Consider the following 23,007-nt stretch of genomic DNA (forward strand, 5'->3'; position numbering starts at 1 on the left):
TGGTTTTCCCTATTCAGCCATTCCCTTATTGCCCCTAGAGTTTGTCAGGACTAGCTTGAAACAGTGCCTCTTTCGCCGTCATTCTCGGGCTTGTCCCGAGAATCTGCCGTGGTTTAATTCGTCAGTACGGTAATCGCTTATCTTTTTCCTTATGGCAGATCCTCGGGACAAGCCCGAGGATGACGGCAGGACTATGCACTTTTCTTAACAGCGTTTCAGTTGAGTTCTGACAGATACTAAAGGACCGGTTTCGAGCCCATGACAAGGCAGGTGTTCTGGCCGCCGAAGCCGAAGGAGCTGGAGAGCACGGTCGAAACCTGCTGCTCGCGCTTCACATTCGGCACCACGTCGAGCAGGATCGTCGGGTCGGGATGGTCATAGTTGATGGTTGGCGGCAGCGTGCCGGTCTGGATGGTGAGGAGCGAGAAGGCTGCCTCGATCGCGCCTGCCGCCGTCAGGGTGTGGCCGATCATCGATTTGTTCGACGATGTGGGGATCGAGCCGATGCGGTCGGCGAAGACGGTGGAAAGCGCCAGATATTCCATCTTGTCGTTTTCGGGCGTCGAGGTGCCATGGGCGTTGATGTAGTCGATCTCGTCGGTGGTGAGGCCCGCATCGGCGAGCGCCGCCCGCACCGCCCCAATGGCGGGTGAGCCGTCGGGCTTGGAACGGGTGCGGTGGAAATCGTCGGCCTTCTCGCCGCAGCCGGTGAGGAAGCCGAGGATATCCGCACCGCGGGCGAGGGCGCTTTCGAGCGATTCCATCACCAGCGCACCCGCGCCCTCGGCCATGACGAAGCCGTCGCGGTCCTTGGAGAAGGGTTTTGCCGACTTGTGCGCCGGGTCGTTCTGCGTGGAGAGGGCGGAAAGAAGGGAGAAGCGGATCAGCGCCTCGGCGGAAACCGAGCCGTCCGTGCCGATGGAGAGCACGCGGTCGCTCTCGCCGCGCCGGATCGCTTCGACGCCCAGCTGGATGGCCGTCGCGCCGGAGGCGCAGGCGGTCGAAAGCGTGATCGGCAGGCCGCGTGTGCCGAATTTGTCGGCGATGCGCTCGGCAATATAGCCGAACTGGGTGGAGTTGAAGAAATCCCGGTTCGGATTCTTGCGGCAAGCGGCGAGAATCCGTTCATAGCTCGCCTCGCCATCCTCGACCGTGGCGAGGTCGAGCGCGAAGCGGTCTTTCCAGTCGAGCTCGACCGGCGGAGCGGCGAGGAAGAGGGGGCCGCCAAAATCGCCCACGGACAAGCCGGACTGCGCAATGGCCTCCTCGGCGGCGAGCGCCGCGAGCTTTTCAGAGAGCGGCACCGCGCCGGCGCTGCTCTCGGGCAGGAAATCGACCGTGCCGGCAATGCGGGTGTTGAGGCCCTCGGTGGGGAAGCGGGTGATCTCGTGGATGCCGGAGCGCCCGCCGGTGAGCGCCGCCCAATTGTCTGCCTTGCCCTGCCCGAGCGAGGAGACAATGCCGATGCCGGTTACGGCAACGATCGGACGGCCAAGATGATCGGTATATTTCGCCATCTGCTTTCTCCCTCAAGCTTTCACAAGACGAGCCGCACCCTCGGCGCGGGTAACGCCGATGGTGGTGGCGATGGCGGCGGTCAGGGGCTGGTCCAGCGGCTTTTCGCTCGTCTCCAGCGGGCCGAAGGCCTCGCCTTTGGAAATGCTGAGCGCAGCCAGCGCAACCGCGAGCGGGAACTGCGCCTCGCGCAAATGGCCGGTGATGCCGGAAATGCCGCGAATGGCGGCGCCGGGGAGGGCGTCGAGCGCCGCCTTTTCCGCTGATGTCGGTTCATGCGCGCCGGATGCGCCGGAAACGATGAAGGGAGCTTCGCTGCCACCCGCCACCTTTTTCAGCATCTCGCCAATGGCCCCAGCCAGGTCGTCGCGACCGCGGCGAATCTGCCCGCAGGCAATTTGCTCGATTTCGGCATAGGCGCGCGCGCCGCGCTTGCCGGCATGTCCGGCACTTTCCAACACGAGAAACACGCCGCCCGATCCCGAGACGAGCCCGCCGCCCATGCTCCCCTGGCGCTGCCAGAGCGGGGACCAGCCATCGGATTTCAAGTATCCGCCAAGCTCGTGGCCCAGCAGCATGTTCCAATGTTCCGCATTATAGGAACTGCCTACCAGCATATGGGTGCTCTGGCCGGAGCGGATGCGGGCGGCGGCGGTCTCGATAGCGGAAATGCCGGAGGCTTCCTCACCCATGAAGGTGCGGGACGAACCCGTCACCTTATGGACGATGGAGATGTTGCCTGCGGCCAGATTGGACAATTGCGCCAGAAACAGCGTCGGGCGAAGCTCGGTGGAGAGCCTCTGGTTCAGCATCACGTCGCGGTCGTTGCTGGTGCGGCCCTCGGCGAGGATCAGCGTATCGACGGCGACGTCGCGCTCGCCGCCGCCGGCTGCCACAACCATGTCCATGGTCGCGCAGAGCGCCTCATCGTCCTTGATGCCCGCATCCTGGAGCGCGAGGCCCGCCGCATAGGTTCCCAGCCGCTGCCAGGTTTCCATCTGGCGCTGGTCGCTGCGCTTGGGGATCTGCAGGTTCCAGTCCACCTCGCCCAGCGGATGCACGGTGTAGGGCGCGAAGCGCGTGGCATCGAGCTTCGGCTCCGGCTTGCCGGTGAGCGCGTTCCAGTGGGCATCGGGGCCTTCGCCCAGAGAGGAGACGATGCCGATGCCGGTGATGAGGACTCTGTTATTCTGCATGTTTCCCGAGCTTTTTAGTGGTCGCATGATCTTATCCGAAAAGTCTGCAACTTTTCGGGACCAAGCTCCGGTCAGGCCTTCTTGGCGGCGACCAACTCATCGATCTTGGCGCAGAGATTCTTGAGGACGAAATATTCCTCGGTCGGAACCTTGCCTTCGTTGACTTCCTGCGTCCACTTCTCGAGCGGGATCTTGATGCCGAACGCCTTGTCGATGGCGAAGACGATGTCGAGGAAGTCGAGGCTGTCGATGCCGAGATCATCGATCGTATGGCTTTCCGGCGTGATCGTGTCGCGATCGATCTCGCTGGTTTCGGAAATGATGTCGGCGACTTTGTCGAAGGTGGAGGACACTATAGCAAATCCTTTTGGCTCAAGCCCTTCAGAGGCGTCTTTTGTAATCAATCGGCGCGTGTCTAGCGTTTTTCTTGGCTGAGGGAAAGATGTGAAAGGCGATAGGGGGCTTCGCGCATCGCACCCTATGCGCGATGAGTAAAGCGTTTGCTAAAATTCCCCCTCGTTTCCCGTTGCATCCGGCCCGGCCAAATTCTATTGCGGGGATATGGGACTCGCCGGCACGATATTCATCATCTTCGCCATCATTTTTATCGGCTATGCGGCGGCGCGGTTCCGCGTGCTTTCCGAGGCGGCGGGGGACGGGCTTTCGGAATTCGTTTTCGTCATTTCCACGCCGCTCCTTCTCTTCCGCACCACAAGCACGGCGGATTTTCACGGCAGCGCCCCATGGGCATTGTGGGTCGCCTATTTCTCCGGCGTGGTGGGAACGTGGCTGGTGTCGCATGGGGCCGTCCGCTCGCTCTTCGGGCGCGACCGGCGGGCGGGCGTGGTGGCGGGCGTCTCGGGCGCATTCTCCAATCTCGTCTATCTCGGCCTGCCGCTGATGCTGGGCGTGTTCGGGCATGACGGGGTGACGACCATCTCGCTCATTATCTCCATCCACATGCCATCAATGATGGCCGCCTCCATCGCGCTCAACGAATGGGCCACGCGGCGCGACGGGGTGGCGCAGGGCGAGACGAGCCTTGCGGCGACGGTCACGACATTTTTCAAGAGCCTGCTGCGCAATCCGCTGGTGGTCGGCATACTCGCGGGCTGGGCGTGGCGCTTGACGGGCCTCGCCATGCCGGAATTCGGCGCGAAGCTTATTGACATGCTGGCGGGCGTCGCAGGTCCGCTGGCGCTCTTCGCCATGGGCATGGGGCTGAAGAAATTCGGCATTTCCGGCAATGTCCGCGCCGCCTGCCTCGTCGCGACACTGAAGCTCATGCTGATGCCCGCCATCGTGCTGGCGGTTGCCTATATGCTGCAACTGCCACCGCTGACCGCGAAGATCGCCGTCACCGCCGCCGCGCTTCCCTCGGGGATCAACTCCTACCTCATTGCCACGCGGTTCGGAACGGGGCAGGCGCTCGCCTCCACTTCCATGGTGATCGCGACAGGCGTTTCGGCGCTGACGCTCGGCCTGTGGATTTCAATTGCAGAGCACATTTTTGGTTGATGCAATTATAAATTGATATTCTGCGTAAATATCACTTTAAGGTTGTGAAGACTATATTGCCTCCCGCGGCCTGACGCCCTAACGGAGGAATGACCATGAATACGACAGACGATATCAAGCGCATCGTCGCCTCGATGACTCTCGAGGAGAAAATCGGCCAGAAGATCATGCTGGATTTCATGTATTGGAACGGCGAGAAGCTGACGGCTCCGAACAGCGATATCCAGTCCCTGCTCGTCAACAACAATATCGGTGGGGTGATCCTGTTCCAGATGAACCTGAAGGATCCTACCCAGAGCAAGACTTTGACGTCCTGGCTTGCTTCGATCCAGACGAAGCCGACGGGAACCCGGCTTTTCCTCGGTACGGACGAGGAGGGCGGGGACGTGTTCCGGCTTCCGCGCCACTATTATCCGTCCTTCTCGGGCAATATGGCGCTTGGCGCGGCGGTTTATGGCGGGGCGAGCCCCAGCCTCGCCTACCAACAGGGCAAGCGGATGGCGCAGGACTTGAAGTCGCTGCAGATCAACATGGCTTTCGCCCCTGTGGTGGACGTCAATACCAATGCGCATAACCCGGTCATCGAAGTGCGCTCATTCGGCGCGAACTGGGAATCGGTAACAAATCTCGCCGAGCAGTTGACGGCCGGCATACGCAGCGAAAAGGTGATGACCACCTACAAGCATTTTCCGGGGCATGGGGGAGCGTGGGCGGATTCGCATACGACGCTGCCGCTCATCACGCGCGATAAGCAAGATGCCTTTACCATTGATATCGCCCCTTACAAGGCGGCGATTGACAAGGGTATCGCCCCGGATCTCGTGCTGACGGCGCATATCCAGTATCCGGCCCTCGATAAAAGCACGATCCAGGCGAGCAAGACCGGCGAGATGATCATCACCCCGGCTACCATGTCACGTGACATCCAGACAGAGCTTTTGCGCAATCAGCTGGGTTTCCGCGGCGTGACGGTTTCCGACGCGCTCAACATGGGCGCGATTACCAACTACTTCACCGAGGAGGACGCCATCTACAGGGTGTTCGCCGCAGGCGTCGACATTTCGCTGATGCCGATTGGGATCTACAAAAAAGAGGATATGGCGCGTCTCCCCCAGTTCATCAAAACCGTGGTCGACAAGGTCAGGGGCGGCGCGCTCCGCGAGGCCGACATCGACGCATCGGTGGAGCGGATTCTCCGCCTCAAAGCCGCCTTCGGCCTTGCCAGCGGCAGCAGCGCCTCCGTAGGCGGCGTGGAGACGGCCGTGACCGATGCGGACCCGTCCGGGATCGAAAAGGAGATCGCGGACAAGTCGGTCACGCTCCTGCGCAATGCCACGGGCGAGCTTCCGTTCCGGTCCAACCAGACGAAGTTCTTCATTTACACGCCATATCACGAGCAGGGAGAGGGGATCGCCCAGCCGCTAAACACGTACGGATACCAGGTGAAATATGCCAAGTGGAATACCATCACCGACAACGAGCTCAATGCCAATATCAATTGGTGTGATGTATTCGTCATGGGCACGATGTCGAAAGGTCTGAACCCGGATGAAGCAGACATCGGTTGGGTAAAAGCGCTGATGCTCCGCGCCCAAAATGAGTTGAACAAGAAGGTCGTGCATGTCTCGCTGCTCGCGCCCTACGACATCATCTGGTACTATGAGATCAGAAATTGCCTTTTGACCTATGCCCGCTGGGGTTACGATGATGGCGGCTGGAACGGCCCATCGATGAAATCACTGGGGGAAATCCTGATCGGCAAGCTGAAGCCGGTGGGCAAACTGCCCGTTCCGCTCTATTGGCGCTATGACAATAACCTCAATGAGGGCGTCATCGCCGCTCCCTATTATCTGGGTTACGGCCTGACTTATTAGGGCGTTTCACTTTTTGATAGAAACGCTGGCAGAGGGGGCGCCTCGCGATTCCATCAAAACATGAAATGCTCTAAAAATCCCGCCCCAAAGGCTGGACAATCCTGAATACAGCACAAATTATCAGAGCGGTTCTCACTTCAAATGAATGTGAGCGCCGCTCTTTTCTTATGTCGAGGCCCTTTCTTGACAATCCCCGGAATCGCTCCGAGGTTTCACCCTGACTCGAAGTAAGTCGCAAGGAGAAGTGCAATGCTTCAGAAGACCAGCCATTTCATGAAACAGGCCAATCTGATCAACGGTGAATGGGTGGAGGCGGATTCCGGCGAAACCATCGACGTTATCAACCCGGCGACCGGCCTGAAGATCGGCACCGTGCCGAAATCGGGCAAGGGCGAGACGGCACGCGCCATCGAAGCGGCGGCTGCAGCCTTTGAAAGCTGGAAAAAGACGTCCGCCAGCGAGCGGGCGAAGCTGATGCGCAAGCTGCATGCATTGATTATCGAGAATCAGGATGCGCTCGCAGAACTCCTCACGCTGGAGCAGGGCAAGCCGCTGGCCGAGGCGAAGGCGGAAGTCGGCGCTTCGGCGGCCTATGTGCTGTGGTACGCGGAAGAAGCGCGGCGGGTTTATGGCGAAACGATCCCATCGCCCTGGTCCGACCGCCGCATCATGGTGACGAAAGCGCCGGTGGGCGTGGTGGCGGCCATTACGCCGTGGAATTTCCCATCCTCGATGCTGGCGCGCAAGATCGCGCCGGCGCTGGCTTCCGGCTGCACGATCGTGACCAAGCCGGCGGAATACACGCCTTATTCCGGGCTTGCCTGGGGTGTGCTGTGCGAGGAGGCGGGCATTCCCAAGGGCGTCGTCAATATCCTCACCGGCGTCGCGTCCGAGATCGGCGGCGAGATGACGCGCAGTCCGCTGGTGCGCAAGATCACCTTCACCGGCTCCACCAGAGTGGGCAAACTGCTTCTCCGCCAAGCCGCCGATACGGTCAAGAAAGTGTCGATGGAACTGGGCGGCAACGCGCCGTTCCTTGTCTTTGACGACGCCGATCTCGACAAGGCGGTGGAAGGCGCGATGGTGGCGAAATACCGTAATTCCGGCCAGACCTGCGTCTGCACCAACCGCTTCTATGTGCAGGCCGGGGTTTACGATGCCTTCGTCGAAAAGCTCGCGCTTGCGAGCAAAAAGCTGAAGCTTGGCAACGGCATGGACAAGGATACGCAGCAGGGGCCGCTCATCAATGAAGTTGCGGTCGAGAAAGTGGAGGAGTTGATCGAGGATGCCAAGGCCAAGGGCGCGCGGATCGTGACCGGCGGCAAGCGGTCTGACCTTGGACATACCTATTTCGAGCCGACAGTGATTGCCGACGCCAAGCAGGATATGCGCTTTTCGAAAGAAGAAATCTTCGGCCCGGTCGCGCCGGTCTATAAGTTCGAGACCGAGCAGGAGGCGATCGGCCTCGCCAACAGCACCGAATATGGTCTTGCCAGCTTCTTCTATACGCAGGATCTCGGCCGCGCCTTCCGGGTGCTGGAGGGGCTGAAATACGGGATGGTCGGCGTCAACGAAGGGGTCATCACGACAGTCGAGGCACCGTTCGGCGGCGTGAAGGAATCGGGCCTTGGCCGCGAAGGCGGGCATCAGGGCATCGAGGACTATCTCGACACCAAATATGTCTGCATTGGCGGGCTGGGGATGTAAGTGAGATAGGGAATAGTGAGATAGTAAGTAGCAGGCTTCATCTATCTCACAGTTCACTACTCACTATCTCACTGCAAAGGATTTTCTCATCGTGACATCAGAGATTTTCGGAGAGACGCCGGATGGCGAGGTGGTGCATCGCATCACCCTTACCGGCGGGGGATTGACCGCGAAGGTGCTTACCTATGGCGCGGCGGTTCAGGATTTGCGGCTGGAGGGCCATGAGCCGTCGCTGGTGCTTGGCTATGAGGACTTCGCCGACTATCCGGCGCATTCTCCGCATATGGGGGCGATTGCAGGGCGCTCGGCCAACCGCATCCGCAACGGCACATTCACCATCGACGACCAGACTTACGAGGTGGACCGCAATTTCCTCGGCCAGCACAATCTGCATGGCGGGCGCAAGGGCCTCGGCAAGCGCGTCTGGCGGGTGACGGGCGAGGGGCGGGATTTCGTCACCCTCGCGATCCGCGCCGCAGACGGCGAGATGGGCTTTCCCGGCAATCTCAACGTCCACTGCACCTATATGCTGAGCCCCGAGGGGACGCTGGTGGTGCGGCTCGAGGCGGTGACCGACAAGCCGACGATCTGCAATCTGATCCACCACAGCTATTTCAACCTCGACGATGGCGGCGAGGCGGATATTCTGGATCATCAGGTAATGATAGGGGCTGAGGCCTATCTGCCTGCCAACGAAGCGCTGATGCCTGATGGACGCGTGTTGCCTGTCGAGGGCACGGACTATGATTTCCGTCAGTTCCGTGCCGTGCGGAGGGAGCGGGACGGCGCGCAGGTGGTCTATGACAATAATTTCTGCCTGGCAGCAGCGCGCGGCCCGCTCAGGTGGTGCGCGGCGGCGAAGGGCGCGAAATCGGGCATCCGCCTCGATGTGTCGACTACCGAGCCGGGGGTGCAGTTCTATGCGGGCAACACCGTGGCGCGGCCTGCGGTGGGGCTGACCGGCAAACCGTATGAGAATTACGCCGGGCTATGCTTCGAGCCGCAGATATGGCCGGATTCGCCGAGCTTCCCGTACTTCCCGCAGGCGGTGCTGAGGCCGGGCGAGGTTTATTCGCAGACGACGCAGTATCGGTTCAGCAAAGAATAAGCGCGCCGGTCGTGGTCCCCGCGCGCGAGGTCTTGCATCAGGTATTTGTCAAGACGGAAGCTGTCGGATAAGGACCGTAGATGTAAGCTCCCGGAATACTGCCAATGAAATAATCGACATAGGAATGCAAGTAGGGGGGAACTTTTGTTGCGATTGCGGCAAAACCTTCGGCATATTCTCGAGGTAATCTGGCTTCGGTTTTTACTATCGAACTGGCGAGCGTGGTGTTGATGATATAATCCGGGTTTGGGGGGCCATCCGCTCTTCTTTCGGACGTGCCTCTTACATAGCCGTTCATATAGAACAGAAAGGTAACTGGCTGGCCGCGATAATTTACCAGATAGGGCAGACTGACCGCAAGCCCCTCTCCCGACTTAAGCGAATTAGTATCGATAATGCCGCCGGTTTGATATAAAATACTCACTCTTGGCAAGTTGGTGGCTCGGGTGCCATCTTGCGGAGCAAGAGGCGGTCTATTTTCTTCGGAAGAATTTTCGGTATTACTGTTAGCCATGTTGGCCTCCCTGAATATTTATAAAACCCAAGAATATCGGCGTTTCAACCATCGGGCGTATACTTAGGCGCGTTACGTTTAATGCATCCATGCAGCGCGCTTTAGGCTTTTGTTTTTTAAGCATGTCTTGCTCAGAACCGGTCCCCGCTTTTGGTAGACACACTCTAACATTATCGAGCTTACATTATCGATATCAACTTTCAGATGCAAGCGCGTTTATTATACCCGTTGAGATTGTGGATTTTATGATGAATATTCTCCAAACGAGACATCGTTATCCGTTCGCGGCTCGTTCCCCCTTCGACAAGCTTAGGGCACGAGCACCACAAGATGAGGGCTACCGGAGCGCCAGTACCCTTCATCCGCATGGTGAGGTGCGAATGAAGCGCAGCGGAATTCGCCTCGAACCACGAGGATGAAGGGTCCCAGGAAATATCATCGTTTCCATCAAACGAGGGCTCTAAGCCTCAAACGCCTCCCGCGCCTCTTCCATCGGCGCCAGCGCGCCATGGAATTCCACGACACGCGCTGCCACCGCATGGGCGCGTTTGGCGGCTTCGGTGGGCGCAAAGTCGCGCAGCCGCGCGGTGAGGTAAGCGCCGTTGAAACTATCGCCCGCGCCGGTCGTATCCACCGCCTTGGCCGTCACGGCGGGTATCCGTTCTTCACCGGCCTCGGTCAGCAGCAGGGCCGGGCTGGTGCCGTCCTTCACCACGATTTCCTTGACGCCCAGGCCTGCTATGCGCCGGGCCGTCGCCTCGGGCGAGGCGTCTCCGAACAGATCCTTCTCATCCGGAAAGGTGGGGAGGGCTATGTCGGTGAGCCGCATGGCCTCGCCGATGACGGTGCGGGCGGTTTCGATATCATCCCACAGCCGGGCGCGGTAATTCGGGTCGAAGGCGATGCGGCTGCCATTGCCGCGCGCTTTTGCAATGGCGCCGAACAGTGTTTCGCGATCCGCCGGGGCGAGGATGGCGAGGGTAATGCCGGAGAAATAGACGATGTCGCGGCCATTCAGGCTGGCTGCCAGCGTTTGATCATCGTTCGCGAGCTTGCGCGCGGCGGCGTCGGCTCGCCAGTAGGTAAAGGAGCGCTCCGCACCGTCGAGCGTGATCGCATAAAGGCCGGGGCGGGCACCCGGTATGATCGGGCTGCGGGCGGTTCCAATGCCGTTTTCGGCAAAGAAATTGCGCTGTTTGACCGAGAAAGGATCATCGCCGAAAGCGCTGACATAATCGACCGGGTAGTCGGAGGCCGATAGCGCGCGGACATACCATGTTGTGTTGAACGTATCGCCGGCAAAGCCCATGCGCCACATATCGCCCGCCGCGCCCGAAAGCTCGATCATGCACTCGCCGATGGATGCAAATCCGCCCACTGTCTGTCCTCCGCGTCTACCCAAACAATGGGGCTTATACGGGATTTTGTTGGCATGTCATATTCGGCATGTAACAAAAAGGGGAACAAGGATTCGACCATGCGCTATGCGATCTATTTCACCCCGCCGGCCGGGGATCCGCTGACGAAAGTGGCCGCCAACTGGCTTGGCCGCAATGCATTCAGCGGCGAAGCCGTCAAGGCACCGGCAATCCGCTCCTTCGAGCCGGAGGAGGTTTGGCAACTTACGGAAGAGCCGCGCCGCTACGGTTTCCACAGCACGCTGAAGGCGCCTTTCCGGCTTCACGAGACTGTTACCGAGCGCGATCTTCTCTCTGCGCTGATGCACTTCGCCTCGTCGGTCGCGCCCGTCACCATTCCCCGGCTCCATGTCACGGCGCTTGGGGACTTCTTCGCGCTTACGCCCGAGGAAGCGGTGCCGGAGCTCGACCAGCTCGCGAACGATATCGTCGTCGCCTTCGACCGCTTCCGCGCGCCGATGACTGAAAAGGAGCGCACCAAGCGCAAACCTGAAAGTTTAAGTATTTCCCAGTTGAGCAATCTCGACAGGTGGGGTTATCCTTATGTGTTCGATGACTTCCGTTTCCACATGACATTGACGGGGCGTGTCGCGGAGAAGGATAGACTTCGCGTCGCGCGAATGCTGGATACGTTTTTCGAGCCGGTGCTGAGCGAGCCGGTGGAGGTGAACCATCTGGCGCTGTTCGTGGAGGCGGAACCCGGCGCGCCGTTCGAGGTTCATTCCCTGCATCCGCTGGCCATGCCGCTGACCGGAGCAGGGCGGCCCAAGAAGAGTGCCTGACAAGGGTTTGCGCTCGACCGAGCGCCTGAAAGAAAAGTGCATGATATGTCTCACGAATTCATACTGAAAAATGCCCGCATCATCCTCGGCGACGAGGTATTGGCGGGCTCCGTCCTGATCCGTGACGGACGGATTGCCGACATTTCCGAAGGAAACATTGCCGCCGGCGAGGATATGGAGGGCGATTTCCTCACGCCGGGCCTCGTCGAGCTCCACACCGACCATCTGGAGGGGCATTACGCGCCGCGCCCGAAGGTGCGCTGGAACCCCGTCGCCGCGGTGCAGGCGCATGACGCGCAGATATCAGCTTCCGGTATCACCACGGTGTTCGACGCGCTGCGTGTCGGCCTCGATGCGGAGGCGGAGGTGGGCGTCGAGGACATGCGCGTGCTGGCAGGGGCGATTCTGGACAGCATCGAGGCAAAGCGGCTGCGCGCCGACCATTTCCTGCATCTGCGCTGCGAGGTTTCGGCACCCGACTGCCTCGATGCCTTCTCGCTGCTTAAGGATAATGAGCGGGTGCGCATGGCGTCGCTGATGGACCATGCGCCCGGGCAGCGGCAGTTCGCCGACCCGGAGGCCTACCGCGTCTATTACATGCGCAAGATGAAAGCCTCGGAGGAGGAGTTCCGGCAATATTGCGAAAGGCGCATGGCCGATTCGATGCGCAACTCGGCGGCGAACCGCAAGGCGATCTCCGAAGCCTGCCATCAACGCGGCATCGTGCTTGCCAGCCATGACGACGCGACCGTAGCCCATGTGGAGGAGGCGGCGGAGCAGGGCATTCGCGTGGCGGAGTTCCCGACCACGGTAAGCGCCGCCAGCGCCTCGAAGGGGGCGGGGCTGGCGGTGCTGATGGGCGCGCCCAATGTGGTGCGCGGCGGCTCGCATTCCGGCAATGTTTCCGCCCGCGAACTGGCGGAGAGGGGCTACCTCGACATTCTTTCGTCCGACTACATTCCGTTCAGCCTGATGCAGGCGGCATTTTTCCTTGGTGATGTGGTGGACGGCATCACGCTGCCACAGGCCATGCGGCTTGTCTCGAAGAACCCGGCGGAGGCCGTGGGGCTGGATGATCGCGGCGAGATCGCGGTGGGCAAGCGCGCCGATCTGGTGCGGGTGAGGGCCCCCGCCAGCGACCGCAGGGAGCTTAAGGGCGGGGCAGCAGGGGCCCCCGCCAGCGACCGCAGGGAGCTTAAGGGCGGGGCAGCAGGGGCCCTCGCCAGCGACCGCAGGGAGCTTAAGGGCGGGGCAGGGGGACCCGCCAGCGACCGCAGGGAGCTTAAGGGCGGGGCAGATAAGGCCATGGACCATGTGCCGGTCGTCCGCACGGTGTGGCGCGAAGGGGAGCGGGTGATATGATCGCGGCTGGTTGCATTGAGCGTGCCCTGGACGAGATGCGCCCCCTGCGCAATGGCGTCTTTATCGCCGTGGTGGGCCCAAGCGGTTCGGGAAAGGACACCATCCTGACTTATGCGCGGGAGCGCCTGCAGGGGCGCCCGGAATTCCATTTCGTGCGGCGGATCGTGACGCGGGATTCGGTCGGCGACGCGGAGGAGCACGATACGCTCACCGAGGCGGCCTTCGACGCGGCGCTGGAGAAGGGTGCGTTCAGCCTCTCCTGGAACGCGCATGGCCTGCGCTATGCGCTGCCGAAATCCGTCGACCACCATGTGGAAAACGGTGCGGTGGTTGTCGCCAATGTCTCGCGCAGCGTCCTCGACGAGATCGGCTCCATCTACGCCAATGTCCGGGTGGTGCATCTCCACGCCTCACCCGACGTGCTGGCGCGCCGCCTCGCGCAGCGCGGACGCGAGGACGCAGCGGCGATCGAGGAACGGCTCAGGCGCAGCGCCAAGGCCATGGCTCACCGCGACGGGGCGATCATGCTTGATAATTCCGGGCCGGTGGAGGTGGCGGGGGAGAGGTTCATCGCGATATTGGAGAAGGCGGCTGCCTTCGCGACGGTGTGCGGGCAGATTTGAACCATTGAATGGTAGTGTAAAGCTTGATCATGGTGTCAGTATTATTATATGACTACCGGTAGTCATATGGAGGCCCGCCATGAAAGAAATCCAGCTCAAGGATGTGAAGGCAACGCTTTCCGCTGCGGTCGATCGGGCGGTCGCGGGTGAGCCGACCGTGATTACCCGTCATGGACGAAAGGAGGCCGTGCTCCTTTCTTTCGACGAATGGGAACGCCTTTCCAAGGTGCCGAGCTTTGCCGATCTCCTGCTGGCCTTTCCCGGTGAGCCCGGAGATATACAAGAACGGTCGCATAAACCCTCTCGTGCGCTGCGCGAAGACGGGCTTTGATCTTGTTCCTTCTCGACACCAATGTCGTCTCGGCGGAAGCGCCGCTCAAACGCCAGACCGGCGGCGAGATGTTCGCTGCATGGATGCGGCAATATAGTGATCGGCTTTATCTTTCGACTGTGACCATAGCCGAAATAGAAGCCGGCATTGTCCGGGCTGTTCGAATAAAAGCTGCAACCAAGGCGGAGAGACTGCGCCATTGGCTGGCGGCGGTGGAGCATTTTTATGCCAGCCGTATCCTGCCGTTTGGAATTGATGAGGCGCGTTATGCCGGACTGATCCTCGACAAGGCGCGCGCTCATGATCCAGGGTTCGAGGATATTGCGATAGCGGCGACCGCTGCGGCGCACGGATTTATCGTCCTGACGGCCAATGAGCGGCACTTCAAGCCGCTCGATGTGCCATTCGCCAATCCCTTCAAGCAGTTGCCGATTGTGCAATAGCAGCGTGGCATTGCGCCTGGCGTGCTCTTGAATTTCCCATGGTTCCGCTTTAGCTCAGGCGGATGACCACATACCCGCGCCACAAACTCTCCATCGCACCGATGATGGACTGGACTGACCACCATTGCCGCTTTTTTCACCGGCAGATGACGCGGCAGGCGCTGCTTTATACCGAGATGGTGGTGGCGGATGCGGCGATTCATGGCAATCGCGAGCGGCTGCTTGGGTTCTCCGAGGAGGAGCATCCGGTCGCGCTGCAATTGGGTGGGGCGGATCCCGGGAAGCTGGCCGAGGCGGCGCGGATCGGGACGGATTTCGGGTATGACGAGATCAATCTGAATGTTGGTTGCCCTTCGGATCGTGTCCAGTCCGGCACGTTCGGGGCCTGCCTGATGAAAACGCCGGAGCTGGTGGCGGCCTGTGTCGAGGCGATGAAGCAGGCGGTCGCTATTCCCGTTACCGTCAAATGCCGGATCGGGGTGGACGATCAGGACCCCGAAGTGGCGCTCGATGCGCTGGCGCGGCAGGTGTCGGAGGCCGGAGCCGATGCGCTCTGGGTCCATGCGCGCAAGGCGTGGCTGCAGGGACTATCGCCCAAGGAAAACCGGGATATTCCGCCGCTCGATTATGACCGCGTCTACCGGCTGAAGGGTGAGTATCGGGACCGGTTCGTCGGCATCAATGGCGGCATCGTCACGCTTGACGAAGCGGTCGACCATCTCGCCCATGTCGATGGCGTGATGCTGGGGCGCGCCGCCTATCACAATCCCGGCCTGCTTGTTGATGTGGACCGGCGGATTTATGGCGATGAACGCGCGCCCGTGGAGATGGCTGACCTCATCGAAATCATGTGCGATTATGCCGACCGGCATATTGCTGGCGGCGGCAGGCTCTCGCATGTGACGCGGCATATGGTCGGGCTGTTCCAGGGCATGCCCGGCGCAAGGCGCTGGCGACAGATATTGTCCAGCGAAGCCACGCGTCCTGACGCCGACAGCGGGGTTATCCGCAAGGCGTTTGGGGAGATCGGGGTGGGGGCTGTGGAGGCAGCTAAAACCTCACTCAGGGCTGCAATAGTCTCTTGAAGACAGTGCCATTTTTTCCGTACTTGCTTTCAGCAATTTCGCAAACCTTATGGTCTGGCATCATTCCGTACTTTATCGTACTGAGATTTTTGACTTTGTTGGACTCCAGGAAGAAGCGCTCATAAAGCGTCTTTGCATCGCAATTGATCTTCAGTGTTTTGCTGATAAGACAGTATGTTAGAGCCGCGCTCTCCATGTTCACGGATTTGTACTGTGGGCACCGCGACTGAAAATACAGCGCTTCACCGTAGAAAATGTCCGTCCGGAATTCGTCCGGCATGTTCCTCGTGGCGCAGGCTGCGGCCAGAAAAGGTACGATAAAAAGTACCGGCTTCAGCTTCATAAAATCCCCCACCATAAATAATCGATACGGGCCTTCGACTCATGGCTGCAAGGCCTGCAGGGAAAATATACTTCCAGGTGGCAGGAGGCCAGCCTCAATCCGTCAAAATCAGCTGGTCTCCCTCCACCGAAAAGCTGCGGAGAGTATCGAGGAAATTCATGCCGAGCAGGCTGCCGATGGGCCCTGCGTCCTGGGTCACCAGAACGCGGACGTTGCGGCGGGTGATGTCGCCTATCTCAAGCGTGTCTACGGTGGCCATCGCGGCGCGGGTGCCGCCATTGGCGGTCATGATCGGTACGGAATAGGAGAGGTCGGCGGTGTCGATGCCCGCGCGCCTCGCGTCGTCCTTGGACAGCACCACCATCGATGCGCCGGTATCGACGAGGAAGGAGACACGCGCGCCATTCACCCGGCCGTTGACCTCGAAATGGCCGTTGAGGGATTTTGCCAGCGTGACCGTCAAATTGCCGCCGCTGTCCTTGCTGGAGATGGGACTGCCTGGGACGAGACCGGCGGTGATGCGGTTGGCGACGTCCTGCAATTCGTAGCGATATTGATAGCCGGCGACGAGCGCGAGGAGGATAACCACCCAGATGGCGATGGAGCGGGCGAAATCGCTCAAGGGGATGCGGGAGCCGAGCAGGGCGGCGGCGAGGACGATGCCCCATATGCCGAGATAGGCGGCCTGAGCGAACGCGTCATTGGCGAGGCCGAGCGTCGTGCCGCTATCATTGTTCGCCATCAGCAGCAGCACGACCGCGCCTATGACGGCGACTATGATCCAGAAAAGCCGGTTCATGCCTCGTGCCCCTGCTTCAATCGCGCCATCCGGGAGCGCCGCGTCTCGCGCCGGGGCTTGCGCTCCACGGTTTCGAGCCGGGCGGCAAGTGTGCCCATGATTTCGCGGCGCTGTTGCGCCGTCATTGCCGACCATGTGCTGATTTCATCGATCGTGCGGCCGCAACCGAAGCAATAGCCGGTGCGGGCGTCTATCGAGCAGACGAGAATGCAGGGCGATTCGATAGAATCCATCGCGGTCCAATAAATACTTCGGTTGTTCTTCGCACGAAATCGCGAAGATTTCATCAATTTCCCGAAATATCAATGTGATGGCGTCAGGCCATCATGACAAGCCCTATCAACAGCGCGACCGCCGCGATCTGTTGCGCCGCGCCCAGCGTGTCGCCGGTCTGGCCGCCGATCTTGTCGCGGCAGAGATTGACGAAAGCGAAGCTCGCCGCGCCGCAAAGCAGGATCGCGGTTAGCAGCCCGCCGATGCCGCCAGTCGGCACAAAGGTCACCGCAAGGGCGAGGAAGCCGGTGAGAAGGGCGGAATAGGCTGCCGTTTCGTCGGGTGCGCCCGCGGCATCGGCGACGCCGCCGGGGCGCACCGAAGGCAGCTTATGCCACATGCCGACCATGACCGCGCGGCTTGCCGCTTCGGTGCCGATCAGGGCGAGGGCGGCATATCCGGGACCGGCCCGCTCGGCGAGCGCGGCAAGGAGCAGCGTGCGCAAGCCGACCGAGAGGATGAGCGCAAGGCCGCCGAAGGTGCCGATGCGGGAATCCTTCATGATCTCGAGGCGCCGTTTCTCTGTCGCTCCGCCGAAAAAACCGTCCGCGACATCGGCAAGGCCATCCTCATGCAGCGCGCCGGTGATGGAGGTGAGGATACCGATGGCGAGGAGAGCGGCAACTGTGGGGGGGAGATGGAGTTGGCTCGCGACAACAAGAACGAAGGCGGCGGGCAGGGCGATCAGGGCGCCCGCGAGTGGGAACACGCGGGCATTTTCCGCCAGCGATCCATTATGGCCTTCAAACCAGGCGGGGGGTATGGGCAGGCGGGTCAGGAAACCGAGCGAGCGCATGATTTCCGCCAGAAGGCCATCCATGTCGTGATCCCTTGGAAACGACTAGAGCGTGATGCGATTAAACCCGTGCGGGCATCACGCCCTAACTCTTTGTTTTTACGCATGATCCCGAAAAGTCTGCAACTTTTCGGGATCATGCTATAGAGCACCCGGCCCGAAGGCCGGATGCTTCCCATGATAGCTGATTCTCAGCCGTTCTCGGCGGGGATAATCCCGTGCTGCTTCGGCCCGAAGCGAAGCGCGGTGCCCACATGGCAGTTGAAGACCATCGGCTTGGAGATTTTCTTGTAATCGCCCGGTGAAAACCGGTTGGCCGTGATGGTCGCCGTATCATCGGGCATGACACGGTACTGGATGACCTCGAGAACCGGCGTCCCGTCGGGCATAACGGTCAGATGATCGTCGGAAAACCCGATATTGGGTTGGGGGCCGCGCATGATCATGAAATCCCGGATGAGGAGACCGCCAATCGGCCCGATTGCCTCGGGCTTTTTGCCGCCCTTCATCTGGCATTTGCCGAGGTCGACGATTGCTGCCGTTGGCAGGCCTGTGAGCAGCCGATGCTGCAATTGCTCATATTCGCCTGTTGGAGCAGGCAGGACGGCTTGCGCCTGCGTCACGCTGCCTAGAACGACCAGGGCCGTGAGCGCCTTGCTGAAATACCGCATGATGATTACCTCGCTGCGATTTTCTATCTGGACTCATATAGAAGAGCGCTTTCCATTATCCAGACCGGGTATTTTCAGCGTTCTCCCGACATATCCCTTCTGGCCTTGTCCAGTTCCTCGGCATAGCGGCGCAGAAGATAGCCCTCCGTGAGCAGGCCCTGCACCTTGCGGTGGGTGAAATCGTCTACGACGGCAAGCTCTTCGCTTCCGGACCGGGAAAAGAGCTCGGCGGCTTCCTTCACGTTCATCGTCGGCTTCAGCATGATGTCACCGTAGCGCAGCATCTCGGAGACGGGCTTTTCCTGCGCTTCGGGGGAAGGGGGCAGGGCGTGGACCTCGGCCACGATCAGGATGCCGGCATAGACCTTGCCCGGCTCCGTGGCGATGACGCGCTGGACGGAGCCGAGCGGTATTTCCTTGCGGAACTGCGCAACCGTGAGGTCGCTCGACACCGTGCGGATATCCTTGCGCATCATGCGCCCGACGGTCAGGCTGCGCATCCAGCCGATATCCTGCGCGCTGCGTATGGTCTCGCCGCGAAGATGGAAGCGCCAGGTGGAGAAGGAGTAGCCGAAGGTCTCGCGCACCAGCATGGCCGACATGATGGCCGCCGCCAGCACGACGCCGGTAAGCTCGAGATTGCCGGTGGATTCCAGCGCGAGGAAGGCCATGGTCAGCGGCCCGCCCACGACGCCGACCGCCAGCGAAGTCATGCCGACGACCGCCGCGACGGTCGGATCGATGCTCATTGCCGGGAAGACGACGGCCATGATCCCGGCGAAAATCTTGCCCGCCAGCGCGCCCAGGAACAGGGAGGCGAAGAACAGGCCGCCGCGAAAACCCGATCCGAGGGAGATGGCAGATGCGAGGACCTTTAGGAGGAAAAGCGCGAAGATGACCGGCAGCGCATAATCTATCGTCAATTCCCGGTGCAATGCGCCATGGCCGCTGGAAAGCACCTGCGGGGTCAGGAGCGCAAGCAGCCCCAGGAGGCAGCCGCCGATGGCGGGGCGCAGGGTGTTGCTGATCGCAAGCTTGGTGAACAGGCGCTCGACAACGGATACCAGATGCATGATGGCGATGGAGAGCCCGCCGGCGGTGAGGCCGAGAATGAGGAAGGGCACATATTGCCGCGCTTCCATGGGCGGCAAATCGCCCAGCTCGATGGGGAAGGGCGGCGCGCCGAGATATCCGGCCACCAGCGTGGCGGAGACGGCGGCGGCCATCATCGGAGCCACATTCGCCACCGTATAGATGCCGACGATCAGTTCGAAGCCGTAGAATGCGCCGGTCAAGGGCGCGCCGAAGGCCGCGGCGATCGCTCCCCCCGCGCCGCAGCCGACGAGCAGCCGGACGTCCCCCCGGCGCAGATTGAGGAAGGCGGCAACCTTGGAGGCGATGCCCGAGCCGACCTGCGTATAGGCCGCTTCCAGCCCAACGGATGCGCCGAAGCCGCTGGAAAGGATCGTCTGCACGGCAACGACCAGCGTGTCGGTCATCGACATGCGCCCGCCATAAAGCGCGTTGGCCTCGATGGGGTCGATGGGATGGCGCAGCTTGCCGCGGCGGACGAAGTAGATGGTGAGCCCCATCAGGATGCCGCCGATGACAGGCACGAACGCCATGTGCCGGCTGGCGAGCTCGGCGGTGCCCGACAGGCGCTCGCCGTGCGGGATGGCGTAAAGGAGGCTGTGCAACTGGCTCACGATCCAGCCGATCAGCATCACTCCCGCCCCGGCGAAGACGCCGACGATGCAGGCGAGCAGCACGATGGCGACGCCGCGCGCATTGAGGATGCGCAAGACAGCAAGGGTTCGCAGGCGCAGCCTGCCTACGTCGAATTTTTGCATTTCGAGGCGCACGGACGGTCCGTCTTGCAGATTCCAGTTTCAGTTCACATCCAATCTAATGCCAGACATCTTAACGACAACAGGCGGACAAGGATGGTTTCTGCATCTTGCGGAACCGGCCTGCGTCACCTTATGTATGTGACGATCACGAATCCGATTTGCAGCCAGTTCCGGACTGCGATATCCACAGGCAATCTCCAGACATTTAGAGGCCCTTATGAGAGACCCGATCGAAACAGCCATGAACCTTGTGCCGATGGTCGTCGAGCAGACCAATCGCGGCGAGCGGGCCTATGACATCTTTTCGAGGTTGCTCAAGGAACGCATCATCTTCATCACCGGGCCGATCGAGGACGGCATGGCGTCGCTGGTCTGCGCGCAGCTTCTGTTCCTCGAGGCGGAGAACCCGAAGAAAGAGATCAACCTCTACATCAACTCGCCCGGCGGCGTGGTGACATCGGGCATGTCGATCTACGACACGATGCAGTTCATCCGCCCGCCCGTCTCCACGCTCTGCATGGGGCAGGCGGCTTCCATGGGCTCGCTGCTGCTGACGGCCGGTGCGACGGGGATGCGCTATGCATTGCCCAACGCGCGCATCATGCTGCACCAGCCCTCGGGTGGTTTCCAGGGCCAGGCGTCCGACATCGAGCGCCATGCGCAGGACATCATCAAGCTGAAGCGCCGGCTCAATGAGATTTATGTGAAGCACACCGGTCGTGATTATGACACGATTGAGCGTACGCTGGACCGCGACCATTTCATGACGGCCGAGGAAGCGCGGGATTTCGGCCTCATCGACAAGGTCATCGAATCGCGGGAAGTCATCGAAGGCGTGGCGAAATAAGCCCTTTCGAGCCCACTGACCGAAGCCGACAACCCTCCGGTGCCTTGTTCTGTGCCGGAGGTGCGGCTTTAATGTCACAAAATTGCTGTCCTTCGGGCTTGTGCATGGCGCGACAGTCGTTACGTTAAGCGAATATTGGGTTTCATCGGCCTAGCTTGGAGAAATGCTGGAAACGCTGTCGCATTCGGGTTCATGTTCGTTTGGTGGCAAAGGTTCCGCGGCAGGTTGATTTTAAGAGGGTTGCCCGGATGATCGGTGTTTTTCGGTCGGGACACCAATAGGGGCAACGGGTTTACGGCGGCATCGTTTATAACGGTGCGGCCGATTTTGAAAGGAAACTGCGATGAGCAAAGTCAGCAACAATGGTGGCGATTCGAAGAATACGCTCTATTGCTCGTTTTGCGGAAAGAGCCAGCATGAAGTCCGCAAGCTGATTGCCGGTCCGACCGTCTTCATCTGCGATGAGTGCGTCGAGCTTTGCATGGACATCATCCGCGAGGAAAACAAATCCTCGATGGTGAAGTCCCGCGAGGGCGTGCCCACGCCGCAGGAGATCATGGCCGTTCTCGACGATTACGTCATCGGCCAGACCCATGCGAAGCGGGTTCTGTCGGTCGCCGTGCACAACCATTACAAGCGGCTGGCGCATCAGTCGAAGAACAACGAGGTGGAGTTGGCGAAGTCCAACATCCTTCTCGTCGGGCCGACCGGCTGCGGCAAGACCTATCTCGCCCAGACGCTCGCGCGCATCATCGACGTGCCGTTCACCATGGCCGATGCGACGACGCTGACGGAAGCGGGCTATGTGGGCGAGGATGTGGAGAACATCATCCTCAAGCTGCTCCAGTCCGCCGACTACAATGTCGAACGGGCACAGCGCGGCATCGTCTATATCGACGAGGTCGACAAGATCAGCCGCAAGTCGGACAATCCCTCGATCACGCGCGACGTGTCGGGCGAGGGCGTCCAGCAGGCGCTGCTGAAGATCATGGAAGGTACGGTCGCTTCGGTTCCGCCGCAGGGCGGGCGAAAGCATCCGCAGCAGGAATTCCTGCAGGTGGACACGACCAACATCCTCTTCATCTGCGGCGGCGCTTTCGCGGGCCTCGACCGGATCATCTCGGCACGCGGGGAGAAGACGTCCATTGGCTTCGGCGCGACCGTCAAAGCTCCCGATGACCGCCGCATTGGCGCGATCTTCCGTGAGCTCGAGCCGGAGGACCTGCTGAAATTCGGCCTCATCCCCGAATTCGTCGGACGTCTGCCCGTCATCGCGACGCTGGAAGACCTCGACATAGACGCGCTGGTGCAGATCCTGTCCGAGCCGAAGAACGCGCTGGTCAAGCAGTATCAGCGGCTGTTCGAGATGGAGAATATCGAGCTGACCTTCCATGAGGACGCCCTGCGCGCTATCGCCAACAAGGCGGTGGAACGCAAGACCGGCGCGCGCGGCCTGCGCTCCATCATGGAGAAGATCCTGCTCGACACCATGTTCGACCTGCCGACGCTCGATGGCGTGCAGGAAGTGGTGATCTCCGGCGATGTGGTGGATGGCAATGCCCGTCCGCTTTACATCTACTCGGAACGGCACGAGGAAAAGGGCAACGCCTCGGCTTGAGGCGGGATCATGTGTGACCGAGGGCAATGGGAAGGGCTGCGCAAGCGGCCCTTTTTCGTGACCGCATGTGCCTCTCCCTCCCCCTTGCGGGGAGGGTGGCCCGAAGGGTCGGGTGGGGGTGGTGACGTTTGCGCCATTGTCTCCAGCAGATGCGCAAACGTCACCACCCCCATCCGCCCGCTAACGCAGGCACCTTCCCCGCAAGGGGGAAGGAGGCGCGAGCCATTTTGACACGAATCCGTGCTAATCCACCTTCGGCACTTGAATTGGAATCCCAAGGTCGCCAACTAGGAATTCTAATGCATGTTTGTGACTTGCCAATGAATGTTCCAGG

At 60.7% G+C, this 23,007-nt stretch carries 22 protein-coding genes and 1 pseudogene; 12 read left to right on the forward strand and 11 right to left on the reverse strand.

Going from position 1 to position 23,007, the window contains the following annotated elements:
• Nucleotides 1-236: 236 nt before the first annotated feature.
• The 3 genes from IEX53_RS04555 to IEX53_RS04565 all read right to left on the reverse strand — a co-directional run bounded on the left by IEX53_RS04555 (nucleotide 237) and on the right by IEX53_RS04565 (nucleotide 3,064).
• Nucleotides 237-1,517, reverse strand: a complete 1,281-nt coding sequence (locus IEX53_RS04555) for a beta-ketoacyl-ACP synthase (RefSeq protein ID WP_188821918.1) — start codon at nucleotides 1,515-1,517, stop codon at nucleotides 237-239.
• A 12-nt stretch (nucleotides 1,518-1,529) separates the two neighbouring features.
• A complete protein-coding gene (locus IEX53_RS04560; protein ID WP_188821920.1) occupies nucleotides 1,530-2,711 on the reverse strand; it encodes a beta-ketoacyl-ACP synthase in 1,182 nt (393 codons plus the stop codon).
• A 71-nt stretch (nucleotides 2,712-2,782) separates the two neighbouring features.
• Nucleotides 2,783-3,064 (reverse strand): acyl carrier protein, encoded by a 282-nt coding sequence (locus IEX53_RS04565; protein WP_188821922.1) that lies wholly within the window; start codon nucleotides 3,062-3,064, stop codon nucleotides 2,783-2,785.
• 208 nt (nucleotides 3,065-3,272) lie between these two features.
• Here IEX53_RS04565 and IEX53_RS04570 point away from each other — a divergent pair, with 208 nt between their 5' ends.
• The 4 genes from IEX53_RS04570 to IEX53_RS04585 all read left to right on the forward strand — a co-directional run bounded on the left by IEX53_RS04570 (nucleotide 3,273) and on the right by IEX53_RS04585 (nucleotide 8,918).
• On the forward strand, nucleotides 3,273-4,229 hold the full coding sequence (locus IEX53_RS04570) for an AEC family transporter (protein ID WP_188821924.1): 957 nt from the start codon (nucleotides 3,273-3,275) through the stop codon (nucleotides 4,227-4,229).
• A gap of 95 nt (nucleotides 4,230-4,324) precedes the next feature.
• Entirely contained in the window at nucleotides 4,325-6,103 is a 1,779-nt protein-coding gene (locus IEX53_RS04575) for a glycoside hydrolase family 3 protein (protein ID WP_188821926.1), read from the forward strand.
• Between the two features lie 249 nt (nucleotides 6,104-6,352).
• Nucleotides 6,353-7,810 carry an NAD-dependent succinate-semialdehyde dehydrogenase gene (locus IEX53_RS04580; protein WP_188821928.1) on the forward strand — a complete coding sequence of 486 codons (1,458 nt, stop codon included), beginning with the start codon at nucleotides 6,353-6,355 and terminating at the stop codon, nucleotides 7,808-7,810.
• Nucleotides 7,811-7,901: 91 nt separating this feature from the next.
• A complete protein-coding gene (locus IEX53_RS04585) occupies nucleotides 7,902-8,918 on the forward strand; it encodes an aldose epimerase family protein (RefSeq protein ID WP_188821930.1) in 1,017 nt (338 codons plus the stop codon).
• A 37-nt stretch (nucleotides 8,919-8,955) separates the two neighbouring features.
• On the opposite strand, the gene IEX53_RS04590 is transcribed toward IEX53_RS04585, so the two are convergent.
• Nucleotides 8,956-9,432 carry a hypothetical protein gene (locus IEX53_RS04590; RefSeq protein WP_188821932.1) on the reverse strand — a complete coding sequence of 159 codons (477 nt, stop codon included), beginning with the start codon at nucleotides 9,430-9,432 and terminating at the stop codon, nucleotides 8,956-8,958.
• A gap of 460 nt (nucleotides 9,433-9,892) precedes the next feature.
• Nucleotides 9,893-10,810: a sugar kinase gene (locus tag IEX53_RS04595; RefSeq protein WP_188821934.1), complete on the reverse strand. Its 918-nt coding sequence runs from the start codon at nucleotides 10,808-10,810 to the stop codon at nucleotides 9,893-9,895.
• Between the two features lie 99 nt (nucleotides 10,811-10,909).
• On the opposite strand from IEX53_RS04595, the gene IEX53_RS04600 reads away from it, so the two are divergent.
• The 6 genes and pseudogenes from IEX53_RS04600 (at nucleotide 10,910) to dusA (ending at nucleotide 15,476) form a co-directional block, all read left to right on the forward strand.
• Entirely contained in the window at nucleotides 10,910-11,632 is a 723-nt protein-coding gene (locus IEX53_RS04600; protein ID WP_188821936.1) for a DUF1045 domain-containing protein, read from the forward strand.
• Nucleotides 11,633-11,677: 45 nt separating this feature from the next.
• Nucleotides 11,678-12,829, forward strand: a pseudogene (locus tag IEX53_RS04605) (alpha-D-ribose 1-methylphosphonate 5-triphosphate diphosphatase); the annotation flags it as partial.
• Between the two features lie 161 nt (nucleotides 12,830-12,990).
• Nucleotides 12,991-13,617: a phosphonate metabolism protein/1,5-bisphosphokinase (PRPP-forming) PhnN gene (phnN, locus tag IEX53_RS04610; RefSeq protein ID WP_188821940.1), complete on the forward strand. Its 627-nt coding sequence runs from the start codon at nucleotides 12,991-12,993 to the stop codon at nucleotides 13,615-13,617.
• A gap of 79 nt (nucleotides 13,618-13,696) precedes the next feature.
• Nucleotides 13,697-13,948, forward strand: coding sequence for a type II toxin-antitoxin system Phd/YefM family antitoxin (locus tag IEX53_RS04615; protein WP_188821942.1), 252 nt, complete (start codon nucleotides 13,697-13,699; stop codon nucleotides 13,946-13,948).
• Nucleotides 13,949-13,950: 2 nt separating this feature from the next.
• Entirely contained in the window at nucleotides 13,951-14,391 is a 441-nt protein-coding gene (locus tag IEX53_RS04620) for a PIN domain-containing protein (RefSeq protein WP_188822428.1), read from the forward strand.
• Between the two features lie 62 nt (nucleotides 14,392-14,453).
• A complete protein-coding gene (gene dusA, locus IEX53_RS04625; protein ID WP_188821944.1) occupies nucleotides 14,454-15,476 on the forward strand; it encodes a tRNA dihydrouridine(20/20a) synthase DusA in 1,023 nt (340 codons plus the stop codon).
• Here dusA and IEX53_RS04630 read toward each other — a convergent pair.
• The 6 genes from IEX53_RS04630 to IEX53_RS04655 all read right to left on the reverse strand — a co-directional run bounded on the left by IEX53_RS04630 (nucleotide 15,454) and on the right by IEX53_RS04655 (nucleotide 20,208).
• Nucleotides 15,454-15,819 (reverse strand): hypothetical protein, encoded by a 366-nt coding sequence (locus IEX53_RS04630; RefSeq protein ID WP_188821946.1) that lies wholly within the window; start codon nucleotides 15,817-15,819, stop codon nucleotides 15,454-15,456. The two genes, dusA and IEX53_RS04630, sit on opposite strands and share 23 nt — an antisense overlap.
• Before the next feature lie 94 nt (nucleotides 15,820-15,913).
• Nucleotides 15,914-16,618 carry a TIGR02281 family clan AA aspartic protease gene (locus IEX53_RS04635; RefSeq protein WP_188821948.1) on the reverse strand — a complete coding sequence of 235 codons (705 nt, stop codon included), beginning with the start codon at nucleotides 16,616-16,618 and terminating at the stop codon, nucleotides 15,914-15,916.
• The gene (locus IEX53_RS04640) at nucleotides 16,615-16,842 is read right to left on the reverse strand and encodes a DUF1289 domain-containing protein (RefSeq protein ID WP_188822430.1); all 228 of its coding nucleotides are present in this window, start codon (nucleotides 16,840-16,842) and stop codon (nucleotides 16,615-16,617) included. The genes IEX53_RS04635 and IEX53_RS04640 overlap by 4 nt, the downstream gene beginning before the upstream one ends.
• A gap of 92 nt (nucleotides 16,843-16,934) precedes the next feature.
• Entirely contained in the window at nucleotides 16,935-17,711 is a 777-nt protein-coding gene (locus IEX53_RS04645) for an adenosylcobinamide-GDP ribazoletransferase (RefSeq protein ID WP_188821950.1), read from the reverse strand.
• Between the two features lie 167 nt (nucleotides 17,712-17,878).
• Nucleotides 17,879-18,358, reverse strand: a complete 480-nt coding sequence (locus IEX53_RS04650) for a VirK family protein (RefSeq protein ID WP_188821952.1) — start codon at nucleotides 18,356-18,358, stop codon at nucleotides 17,879-17,881.
• Between the two features lie 74 nt (nucleotides 18,359-18,432).
• Nucleotides 18,433-20,208 carry a chloride channel protein gene (locus IEX53_RS04655; protein WP_188821954.1) on the reverse strand — a complete coding sequence of 592 codons (1,776 nt, stop codon included), beginning with the start codon at nucleotides 20,206-20,208 and terminating at the stop codon, nucleotides 18,433-18,435.
• A 217-nt stretch (nucleotides 20,209-20,425) separates the two neighbouring features.
• On the opposite strand from IEX53_RS04655, the gene clpP reads away from it, so the two are divergent.
• Complete coding sequence (clpP, locus tag IEX53_RS04660) at nucleotides 20,426-21,055, forward strand: ATP-dependent Clp endopeptidase proteolytic subunit ClpP (protein ID WP_188821956.1); 630 nt, start codon at nucleotides 20,426-20,428, stop codon at nucleotides 21,053-21,055.
• Between the two features lie 343 nt (nucleotides 21,056-21,398).
• A complete protein-coding gene (gene clpX / locus IEX53_RS04665) occupies nucleotides 21,399-22,673 on the forward strand; it encodes an ATP-dependent Clp protease ATP-binding subunit ClpX (RefSeq protein WP_188821958.1) in 1,275 nt (424 codons plus the stop codon).
• Nucleotides 22,674-23,007 lie beyond the last annotated feature (334 nt).

The sequence above is a fragment of the Paramesorhizobium endophyticum genome (assembly GCF_014640615.1).
Taxonomy (GTDB): Bacteria; Pseudomonadota; Alphaproteobacteria; order Rhizobiales; family Rhizobiaceae; genus Paramesorhizobium; species Paramesorhizobium endophyticum.

Bases quoted from the DNA above. Each gene is read 5' to 3' on its own strand.
- IEX53_RS04555 (WP_188821918.1), bottom strand. From the start codon at position 1,517: ATGGCGAAATATACCGATCATCTTGGCCGTCCGATCGTTGCCGTAACC.
- IEX53_RS04560 (WP_188821920.1), bottom strand. From the start codon at position 2,711: ATGCAGAATAACAGAGTCCTCATCACCGGCATCGGCATCGTCTCCTCT.
- IEX53_RS04570 (WP_188821924.1), top strand. From the start codon at position 3,273: ATGGGACTCGCCGGCACGATATTCATCATCTTCGCCATCATTTTTATC.
- IEX53_RS04575 (WP_188821926.1), top strand. From the start codon at position 4,325: ATGAATACGACAGACGATATCAAGCGCATCGTCGCCTCGATGACTCTC.
- IEX53_RS04580 (WP_188821928.1), top strand. From the start codon at position 6,353: ATGCTTCAGAAGACCAGCCATTTCATGAAACAGGCCAATCTGATCAAC.
- IEX53_RS04590 (WP_188821932.1), bottom strand. From the start codon at position 9,432: ATGGCTAACAGTAATACCGAAAATTCTTCCGAAGAAAATAGACCGCCT.
- IEX53_RS04600 (WP_188821936.1), top strand. From the start codon at position 10,910: ATGCGCTATGCGATCTATTTCACCCCGCCGGCCGGGGATCCGCTGACG.
- phnN (WP_188821940.1), top strand. From the start codon at position 12,991: ATGATCGCGGCTGGTTGCATTGAGCGTGCCCTGGACGAGATGCGCCCC.
- IEX53_RS04615 (WP_188821942.1), top strand. From the start codon at position 13,697: ATGAAAGAAATCCAGCTCAAGGATGTGAAGGCAACGCTTTCCGCTGCG.
- dusA (WP_188821944.1), top strand. From the start codon at position 14,454: ATGACCACATACCCGCGCCACAAACTCTCCATCGCACCGATGATGGAC.
- IEX53_RS04630 (WP_188821946.1), bottom strand. From the start codon at position 15,819: ATGAAGCTGAAGCCGGTACTTTTTATCGTACCTTTTCTGGCCGCAGCC.
- IEX53_RS04635 (WP_188821948.1), bottom strand. From the start codon at position 16,618: ATGAACCGGCTTTTCTGGATCATAGTCGCCGTCATAGGCGCGGTCGTG.
- IEX53_RS04645 (WP_188821950.1), bottom strand. From the start codon at position 17,711: ATGGATGGCCTTCTGGCGGAAATCATGCGCTCGCTCGGTTTCCTGACC.
- IEX53_RS04650 (WP_188821952.1), bottom strand. From the start codon at position 18,358: ATGCGGTATTTCAGCAAGGCGCTCACGGCCCTGGTCGTTCTAGGCAGC.
- IEX53_RS04655 (WP_188821954.1), bottom strand. From the start codon at position 20,208: ATGCAAAAATTCGACGTAGGCAGGCTGCGCCTGCGAACCCTTGCTGTC.
- clpP (WP_188821956.1), top strand. From the start codon at position 20,426: ATGAGAGACCCGATCGAAACAGCCATGAACCTTGTGCCGATGGTCGTC.
- clpX (WP_188821958.1), top strand. From the start codon at position 21,399: ATGAGCAAAGTCAGCAACAATGGTGGCGATTCGAAGAATACGCTCTAT.